This is a genomic window from Nonomuraea sp. NPDC048916 (genome assembly GCF_040649575.1).
Classification (GTDB): domain Bacteria; phylum Actinomycetota; class Actinomycetes; order Streptosporangiales; family Streptosporangiaceae; genus Nonomuraea.
Genome location: NZ_JBEZFS010000059.1, coordinates 19,746 through 27,849 on the forward strand (window position 1 = coordinate 19,746; position 8,104 = coordinate 27,849).

Here is an 8,104-nt window from a genome sequence, read left to right on the forward strand (position 1 = left end):
TGCGTTCGCTGGACTCCAGGGACCGTCACACGGCGTGCCGGCCGACCGCCCTGCCGGGGAACCGGTTTACGGGCGCGGCGTCGTTTCCGGTGTCGTCGGGCTCGTCACCCGGAGTGAGGATCGCGGTCACCGCCGCGCCGCGGTCGAGCAGGGCCTTGCGGTTCACCACGGCCACCACGACTGCCGTCGCGACGAACAAGTACATGTCCCACGGTTGGGCATCAGGCCAGATCGGGTTGTTCATTTGTGCGTGGAACAGGAACGACACCAGCAGGCTCCCCCGCGCGGCGTTGAACATCGGCGTGAGGATGACGCTGATCGCTACGACGCCGAAGAAGAACGGCCAGAACGCCCATGCGGACTGCTTCGTCCCGCTCAGCAGGAATGACGGCGTGTGCCAGACCGCCACCAGCAGGCCGAGCAGGAGCCCGGCCCACAGCGGCGAGAACCGCCGCTGGAGCAGCGGCAGCGCCACGCCCCGCCAGCCGAGCTCCTCGATGGGGCCGATGAAGAGCATCGGCAGCAGGGCCGGCAGCAGGGCGTACCACGGCGAGAAGGGGAACGGGTCGGTGAGGTTGCCGTTGATCGCGGCACCGGCGTAAAACACCGCGGGCATGCCGACGAGCAGCACGAGCCACCACCACAGCGACATCCGCCCCAACGCGAAGCGACGGAAGAAGCCACCCAGGCCCGATATCCCGTAATGGCGCCACACCATGAACACACCCACGGGGGCGGCGCCGGGGTGTCAGGGACCTCCCCTGGTCGGCCCCTGATCGGCCCCCTGGTCCAGGGAAGGAAGGAGTCGTGCTATCCCTTCGATGCGAACCCCGACCCGCGAGTCCGATGCCGACGAGTCCATGGATTCTCGGATGCCCACGGACGCGAGCGAGGGGACCACGCCAGGACAGCGTGCACGCGTCTCCTGGCAGGCCGGTCACACGACGGCGAGACGGAGGATGACGGCGCCGGCGACGATCGCGGCGAACGAGATGACCTTGGGGATCGTGATCTTCTCCTTGAAGATCAGCGCCCCCGTGATCACCGTACCGATGGAGCCGATGCCGGTCCAGATGGTGTAACCGACGCCGACGTCCAGTGTCTTCAGCGCGAGGCTGAGGAAGAAGATCCCTCCGCTCGCGGCGACGACCGTCAGGAGTGACGGTTTTCCGACTACACGCGGGCGATCGCGGCCGGTTCAGCACGGCGATGAACCATCGCCCGTCTCCGCCGTAGAGCCGGGCTGTCGTCAGCCGGGATCTCATCCATCCCTGAATTGAGCGCAGCTCAACGGCCGGATCGCGGTCGCTACAGCTAGTCGGTAATGACGACGACGCCCGATGGCTCGCCCAGCAACTCCACCGTACGCTCGGCAGCACGGTCGATCTGGACGCGAGGCTCCGCGGGGATCTGCTGTTCGTTGTAGGTGCCAGGCCCGTAGAACTGCCCATAGCTCAGCACCACACCTCCCTCAGCGAGAACGGAACGCTCCAGCTCGGCGGCAGCCAGGGCATCGGGCCCATCAGGCAACTGCCAGGCGACGGTTTGGGCCAGGATCTTCGGCGATCCGCTCTGCCGCGCCGCCTCGATCACATTCCGGTTGCCCTCGGTCCGGATGCGAGCGTTCAGCGCCGTGTGATCACCGATCTTCTCCACCTCATCCGGCAGATCGGTCAGCTCGTTCAGAATGACGTCCGGTTCGAAGTCACGAACCGCCTGGATCAATGCATCCCGATCGAAGACGTCACAGACAATCGGCTCGGCGCCGAGCTGAGCCAGCAACTCCGTCTTGCTGGGCGAACGCGTCATGCCACCGACCACATGCCCCGCCTCAACCAACCGGGGAATCAGCCGCTGCCCAATCACGCCGGACGCACCGGCAAGAAACACCCTCATGACCTCACCTAACTATACGATTCAGTACTCAGCCTTGGCGCTGACTCCTATAGAGCCAGGTCAGACCCTTCGGGGCACCCGGCAGGGTTGTTCAGGCGTTGTACCCGCCGTGGGCGTCCAACACCGCACCCGTGACATACGACGCGACGCGGCTTATCCACCCGGCGGGACACATGCCCGGCGACGCCTATGCGATCACCGGTGCCAAAGGCCCCTTCCTAATCTTCGGAAGGGGCCTTTGAACTGCGAGCCGGCGCCGGCGATTACCCTGGCGCCCGAGAGGGACAAATCGTCTATCAATCGTCGATCCAGATGTACCACGGTCCGTCGAAGTGGCGGTAGAAGCCCGGCGCGTCGATGTCCGGCTCGCCATTCGAACTCCAGGCGAGGCCGTAGCTTCCGAAGAAGCCCGTGTCCTCGATCATGAAGCCGAAGGCCCTGCGGGATCCTTCAAGGTACTCGACGGGATACAGGCCGATCCAGTTGCGCTTCCCCGGCGGCGCCCCCTCTGACACCGACTTCGCGAAGTGGTCGAGGCTGCTGCGTGACAACTCGAAACGCATCCTGACCGGCGCACCGACGTAGACCAGTGAGCCGACCAGCACCACGACCAGGGGCGGCACAGCCCAGGCCGGCCAGTTGCGGCGCAATGCGGCCAGCCTCCCCCGCCTGACAATGACGGCACCGAGCACGACCGACCAGACGAGGCCGTACAACAGCCAGCCGACGCCGAAGAGCATGAGCCACGTGAAGTGTCCGCCAGGAGCACTCGTCGCATAGATCGTCCCGAGCCCAAGCAAGACGGCGGCCGTCCCCCAAGCCTTGCCGCTGACGTTGATGGGAGCGCGCTGCCGACGCACGTCGGGAAGATCGCTCGTTGTGGCCACCGCGTGATCGTAACTTTCGCTCGTGGCGGTTCCGCCGAGCTCGTGTGTACGTTTTGTGCAGGAATCCACGACCGATGTCGGAAGCGTTCGCGCATGACGCAGAGCCGACGAGGGGAATCGAACCCCTGACCTTCTGTTTACCAGGTCCCCAAACGATCTTCAGGACCGTCCAGGATCGTTCGCCGCACTAGTCGGCGACCGCCCCACTGTTCAGGTTCGTACGGCTCAGTTCATGATCGTCCGTTCGGGTGGCTCCCAACGTGGCTCCCAAACCGGGGCGGTGACCGATTCCCTATCGGGGCCGTCCAAGCCGTGATCAGGAGCTCGCGACCCGGTCCTGAGTGGTACTGGACGGATGTGGCCGTGAGTCGTTGTGTGCCTTTGTTGCAGTACTCGTTGCAGTACCGATGTTCCGTGATCATCAAGGACAGCCCGAAAATCAGATGAGCATCAGATGCACGAAGTGGGACGATCCGGAAGCATGGCTAAGGGGACGATTCTCACGGACCTGAAGAGGGCAAGGCGTTCCGGTAAACCCGTGAGGGTCCGCCGTGAGATCGACTGTGCGGATCGACTTGATGCCTACGTGGTGGGGATTGGCCGCAAGTGGGCACTGCTGCACACCATCTCTGACCAACTTCATCTCGACGGCTACTCGGCTATACGCCTCCGCGACCTCGAGCACGCCGCGCGCTCAGGCTGGAAGGGCTCGACCATGACCCATCGCGCCCTTATCTTGCGCGGGGAGCACCCCCAGCCCCTGACAGGGATCGACCTGGATTCCACCACGGGCCTGATCACAACGTTGACCAAGGCGTTTCCTCTCATGGCTGTCTACATCGAGAGAATCGACCCACACGTCTGTTACATCGGTCGTGCTCGCGGGATCAATGGGAAGAAGCGACTGCGTCTCCAGGAGATCGGACCGGCGGCGGACTGGGCACTCACGTGCTCCGCGAACAAGACGACGGACATCACGCGGTTCGACGTCGGTGGCGGGTACATCGATGCGCTCCACGCAGTCGGAGGAGATCCACCAGAGTGTTGATTCTCGACGGTGCAGTGTCTGCTTAGCCGGAACGCACACCACCAGTTTGGAAGATTTCGGCTCGTGATCGCCTGACGTGCTCCGGCTCTGGTCAGGGGCCGTGCGGCCCCGCCCGCGAGTCCCCGTGATTCCCCCTCGATCACCGCCCCATCGGGCACGGACCCCGACTCCCCTGCACAGCCGAACGAGGCCTTCCGTACCATCGCCGAGCGACACGCACCCGGCCGCCGCCGATCCCCCACCCAGATCGTGACTGCCGCACGAGCAGAGTTCCCGCACTTCTCGGATCTCATCGACGCGATGTGCCGCTGAGTGGGACTCACTTGGCCTTCGGAATCCGGATTCGAAGACACCCACTACGATCAGGCCATGGGTATCCAGCTCACGCAGTTTCTTTTATATCGGTACACGAGCGCCGAAGAATGTCAGCACAAATTGCTGGTCCGGGTGAATCGGCCAAGCTACCCGAACTACGATCAGTCGGCCGAAGACGCGGCTGAGGATTTCGCGAATTCCGCGGCCAATCACCTTCGGACCTGGTGGCAGCGCTGGCTGTTGCCCCGTGACTGCCGCCGTGAACACGAGTCCCGGCTGATGAACGTCTTACACGAGGCCATTTCGGAAGAACTCGACGGCCCGGGCTTGAGAGAAATGTTGGTGTGGGAGATAGCGATCGATGACGATCCGATCATCGGCGCGGCCTCTACGGAAGAAGAGTTCTGGCGCCAGCTGAACGACTACTACGGGCCGGACGACCTACCCACATCCGCGCGGCAAGTTGTCTCCCACTCCGTCTATTTCCTGACCGAACAGGACGGAGCAGGCGACCTCCGCGACGCCTGACACCCAAGCCCAACATCAGACTCCCGAGCGGGATCACGCGGTCTACCAAGGAGCGCCCGCCATCGGTTCTACCCCGCCCCTCCCACACCGCGGCACGCGGGGAGCAGCCGCAAGACATGCAACCGCGCCACTCCTCATCAGCCGGATCATGACCGCTCGGCCCCTCAACCACTCGACATGTCGACACCAACAACAAGATCTCAGAGACAGCCCCTTGGAACGTCCTGAAGATCTTGGTGGTCTTTCCAGACCGGGATCGGGGATTCACACTCAGGTCATGATGGGCCGTCGGAGCGTTGCGGCCGGGCCGATCCGGATCTTCCACGCCGACCGCAACCCGCTGCCGCCGCTGCCGACGGTGGCCCGGGTCCAGATCGGCACGTCCTGGCGCTGCCCAAGGACCGCCAGGACGTGCCGAAGGACTTCCCCCAGCAGCGGGTCGCGCTGACCGCCGGCCGGGCCTACCGGCTCGTCGAGTCCGGAGAGCTCGACAACTGGGCGGCGCGGCTCGGGCACGAGCCGTCGCCCGCCGACACGGCCGACGGCGGACCGGCCGACTGGACACCGGAGCAGTGGAAGCGGAGCGAGTACTACGCGGACCAGATCCAGCGCTGGCTGTACCCCGGCGCCACGCCAGAGGACGTCAGCCGCAAGTGGGACGGCATCCGGCTCGCACTGCGCGGCGTCCTGGACCCCGGCTTCGACCGCGACCCGGAGATCCCCAACAACACGCTCGTGCATCCGTACTTCACCTTGCACACCGACCACGACGTGCCGCCGGCCGAGGCCGACCTCCTCGTGCGGGCCTACGCGGCGGCGCCCGAGGAGCGCGGCGCGGCGGTAGTGGCGGCGCTTAAGGCTTTGTGCGGCGACCCGGGACTGCGCGAGCGGTCCGCGGCCGGGACGAGCTGCTCTTCCAGCTCAGTGCGGCCGAGCTGGCTGACCTTCGCGAGTCAGTCGCCCGCGTCCTCGCAGCGAGCGGCCGGTCGGCGTGCGGTAGCGGTGGCGACGGAGCGGCACGGGCAGACTCAGAGAGCTGAGTCTGCCTCGTCTTCCGGGAGCCGACGCTACCGGGACCGGCGCAGCCGCCCGACGATCTCGGCGGCGATCTGCCGGCTCAGCCCGTCGTCGGCAGAGTGCTGAGCACCGGTCGGATAACGCAGCTCGGCCAACAGGACCGCGACCCGGCTCTGCGCTTCAGCGACGCTGTCGGCAGCCGTCAGCTCTGCATAGGCCCGCAAGTTCCTCGGCGTCAGTCCGGACGGGTCGAGGTCCGGCAGGAAGTAGGCGACGAAATCCGGTCCGGCGGTCGGGAAACTGTGGGCCGGAGCGAGTGGCAGCATGGCGTCATAGACCTCCTGAAGGTCCACCAGATCGCGCCGGACGGCTACGTGGAGCGCGCGCCCGAAGTCGTCGTGGTCGGTGAAGCCCCGCATCAGATCCAGGATCGTCCGGAACGGCGTGGTCACCGGAATGCCCTCGACGACGGTGACGTCCGCCGCCGCCAGCCGTTCGACATGGATGATCGTGGCCCGTGGCGCGGGCAGCTCGGCCGGCGCGGTGAAGATCGTCCGCGGCACGGCGAGCGCCCCGAGGCCGAGCAGCCGGGCCGCCGACTCGTGCGACAGCACGGCGTCGTCGGTCGCGGTCTGCGGCCGCTCCCAGCGGAACCGGTCGGGAGCCAGCGCCAGCCACGCGGCGTAGGAATAGCCGTACCTGAGTGCCACCGAGCTGGCGGCGTGCTGGTAGACGCCGTCGTCGAGCTCGGTCAGCAGCCCGGCCTCCCGGAGGCGGTCCAGCTCGCCGTCGTCGACCCCGAGCCGGGCCAGTTGGGCACGGGTCAGGAAACCCTGCTGCCGCGCCGCCGCGATCGACAGCTCGTAGTACCGCTCGTGCGACATGCGCCCTCCCGTGGCGTCCGTTGCCGCCACGGTACTCGAGGCGTAGTCGACGGGCATACCAGCCTCCGGCTACTCTGGGGAAGGAGGACGACATGACCGACGCGAGCGACCAGGCGAACCCCGGCACGGACGACACCGACGGGCAGCGCTGGAGCCAGCGGACCTTCAGCCCCGAGGTGGTCGAGCGAGCCCGCGAGAAGACCCGCCGCGAGGAGGCGGAGCGCCGTCGGCGATTGTTCGGCGACCGGCAGCCGTTCGCGGTTCCCGAGGACATCATCGACTTCGACTTCGACCCGAACGTCGACCCCGGGGCCTGACACAGGCTGCGGTCGGCGTGATGCGCCAGATGGCGGAGTTGGCAGAACGCGGCGTGGTGCGGCTCCTCAGGGGTTCGTCGGCCACCGGTCACGGCCGGTGCCAGCCAGTCGAGAGGCGTACGGCGGGTTCGGCGAGAGGTCGGGGAAACGGACCGGGAGCATGGCGAACGCAACAACCTGCCCCATCTCCCCTCTCGCTCGTCCCCGGCGAGCAATCGTCAAGACCTTTGGATCAAGATCTTCTAGGCGGCTCTCGATTGGTCCTCGATCGCGGGTGATTCCTCGGGCCGCTCGACGAGCTTGCCCTTGACGAAGGTCGCCCCAGCACGGACCAGAGCGACCAGATGCGGTGCGTTGACCGCGCGCCAGCGCTTCTGCGCCGACTCGATCAGTTTGAAGCCCGCTGAACGGGCCAAGCTCCCCCGAACCCAGTCCACAGAACCCGGCATGATGTGCAGATCTCGGTGACCATGAACGTCTACACCCAGATCCCCAGCCCTGAAACCCGCAAGGCGCTCGACCGCCTGAACGCTAGCCTTGACAGGGAGAACTCGGATCCCTGATAGATCATGAAATGATATGCAGGGTCCTCAAGGTTCTCTTGGGGGCCCTCTGCCATGTCCCCCAAGTCGTATGCGATCTACGCGACGCCTCGATTACAGATCCTCAGGGGACGGGATGCGCACCAACCCCGTTATCTCGGCGAGCGCCTGACGGGCGAGGCATCGAACTTCGACCCAATCGGGATCGGTAGCGAGACCGCTGGGAGTCCATTTGGCAGCGTTGACTTCACCGCTCATCATGTCTAGGCGGTCATCGATGCGCTCCAGCAAGTCCTGGAACCACGGCGACAGCAATCCCGGCGATTGCTCGTCCACGCTCCAGACCACCCATCCCCTCGCCCAGTCGAAGTTGAGGGCCAGTTCGTCCTCACACCAGCCGTGCCGCCGACACCACGCGACCTGCTCTTCGGCAATTGCAGCAAGCATCACCAACGTTTCAGCCAGACGGAGCACACGCGTCAGCACATCCGGCTCTTCCTGTTCAGAGGTCACGGCACGGCCTTCTAGTGCCGTAGCAGATCGGGTTTGCCCTGTTTCGTAACGGCGCGCCGATCAAGGTCCCACCTCGGTCGGCGTGATCGTTTCAGACTGCTGTGGTGGCTGAACGGGTTCGCGTCCGCGAGATCGATGACGATGAAGGCAACCGGCT

Annotated in this window: 10 protein-coding genes and 1 pseudogene; 4 read left to right on the top strand and 7 right to left on the bottom strand. The window is 65.7% G+C overall.

What is annotated here, in order from left to right:
• Positions 1-25: 25 nt before the first annotated feature.
• From AB0C16_RS37500 to AB0C16_RS37515, 4 genes are all read right to left on the bottom strand, one after another.
• Positions 26-718 carry a CPBP family glutamic-type intramembrane protease gene (locus AB0C16_RS37500; RefSeq protein ID WP_357690459.1) on the bottom strand — a complete coding sequence of 231 codons (693 nt, stop codon included), beginning with the start codon at positions 716-718 and terminating at the stop codon, positions 26-28.
• A gap of 219 nt (positions 719-937) precedes the next feature.
• Positions 938-1,156: an SMR family transporter gene (locus AB0C16_RS37505; RefSeq protein WP_357690477.1), complete on the bottom strand. Its 219-nt coding sequence runs from the start codon at positions 1,154-1,156 to the stop codon at positions 938-940.
• Between the two features lie 158 nt (positions 1,157-1,314).
• Positions 1,315-1,896 carry an NAD(P)H-binding protein gene (locus AB0C16_RS37510; RefSeq protein ID WP_357690461.1) on the bottom strand — a complete coding sequence of 194 codons (582 nt, stop codon included), beginning with the start codon at positions 1,894-1,896 and terminating at the stop codon, positions 1,315-1,317.
• 296 nt (positions 1,897-2,192) lie between these two features.
• Positions 2,193-2,783, bottom strand: coding sequence for a hypothetical protein (locus tag AB0C16_RS37515; protein ID WP_357690463.1), 591 nt, complete (start codon positions 2,781-2,783; stop codon positions 2,193-2,195).
• 481 nt (positions 2,784-3,264) lie between these two features.
• On the opposite strand from AB0C16_RS37515, the gene AB0C16_RS37520 reads away from it, so the two are divergent.
• The 3 genes from AB0C16_RS37520 (at position 3,265) to AB0C16_RS37530 (ending at position 5,817) form a co-directional block, all read left to right on the top strand.
• Positions 3,265-3,831, top strand: coding sequence for a hypothetical protein (locus tag AB0C16_RS37520; RefSeq protein WP_357690465.1), 567 nt, complete (start codon positions 3,265-3,267; stop codon positions 3,829-3,831).
• Between the two features lie 369 nt (positions 3,832-4,200).
• Entirely contained in the window at positions 4,201-4,674 is a 474-nt protein-coding gene (locus AB0C16_RS37525) for a hypothetical protein (protein WP_357690467.1), read from the top strand.
• Between the two features lie 411 nt (positions 4,675-5,085).
• The gene (locus AB0C16_RS37530) at positions 5,086-5,817 is read left to right on the top strand and encodes a hypothetical protein (protein ID WP_357690469.1); all 732 of its coding nucleotides are present in this window, start codon (positions 5,086-5,088) and stop codon (positions 5,815-5,817) included.
• Here the strand turns inward: AB0C16_RS37530 and AB0C16_RS37535 are convergent.
• Positions 5,742-6,575: a type IV toxin-antitoxin system AbiEi family antitoxin domain-containing protein gene (locus tag AB0C16_RS37535; protein WP_357690471.1), complete on the bottom strand. Its 834-nt coding sequence runs from the start codon at positions 6,573-6,575 to the stop codon at positions 5,742-5,744. The two genes, AB0C16_RS37530 and AB0C16_RS37535, sit on opposite strands and share 76 nt — an antisense overlap.
• A gap of 92 nt (positions 6,576-6,667) precedes the next feature.
• Between AB0C16_RS37535 and AB0C16_RS37540 the strand changes: the two genes are divergently transcribed.
• Positions 6,668-6,892, top strand: a complete 225-nt coding sequence (locus AB0C16_RS37540; protein WP_357690473.1) for a hypothetical protein — start codon at positions 6,668-6,670, stop codon at positions 6,890-6,892.
• A gap of 242 nt (positions 6,893-7,134) precedes the next feature.
• Here AB0C16_RS37540 and AB0C16_RS37545 read toward each other — a convergent pair.
• Together AB0C16_RS37545 and AB0C16_RS37550 are read right to left on the bottom strand one after the other, a co-directional pair.
• Positions 7,135-7,290, bottom strand: a pseudogene (locus AB0C16_RS37545) (IS256 family transposase); the annotation flags it as partial.
• A gap of 258 nt (positions 7,291-7,548) precedes the next feature.
• Complete coding sequence (locus AB0C16_RS37550; protein ID WP_357690475.1) at positions 7,549-7,947, bottom strand: hypothetical protein; 399 nt, start codon at positions 7,945-7,947, stop codon at positions 7,549-7,551.
• Positions 7,948-8,104: the final 157 nt, after the last annotated feature.

Bases quoted from the DNA above. Each gene is read 5' to 3' on its own strand.
- AB0C16_RS37535 (WP_357690471.1), bottom strand. From the start codon at position 6,575: ATGTCGCACGAGCGGTACTACGAGCTGTCGATCGCGGCGGCGCGGCAG.
- AB0C16_RS37510 (WP_357690461.1), bottom strand. From the start codon at position 1,896: ATGAGGGTGTTTCTTGCCGGTGCGTCCGGCGTGATTGGGCAGCGGCTG.
- AB0C16_RS37540 (WP_357690473.1), top strand. From the start codon at position 6,668: ATGACCGACGCGAGCGACCAGGCGAACCCCGGCACGGACGACACCGAC.
- AB0C16_RS37500 (WP_357690459.1), bottom strand. From the start codon at position 718: ATGGTGTGGCGCCATTACGGGATATCGGGCCTGGGTGGCTTCTTCCGT.
- AB0C16_RS37525 (WP_357690467.1), top strand. From the start codon at position 4,201: ATGGGTATCCAGCTCACGCAGTTTCTTTTATATCGGTACACGAGCGCC.
- AB0C16_RS37520 (WP_357690465.1), top strand. From the start codon at position 3,265: ATGGCTAAGGGGACGATTCTCACGGACCTGAAGAGGGCAAGGCGTTCC.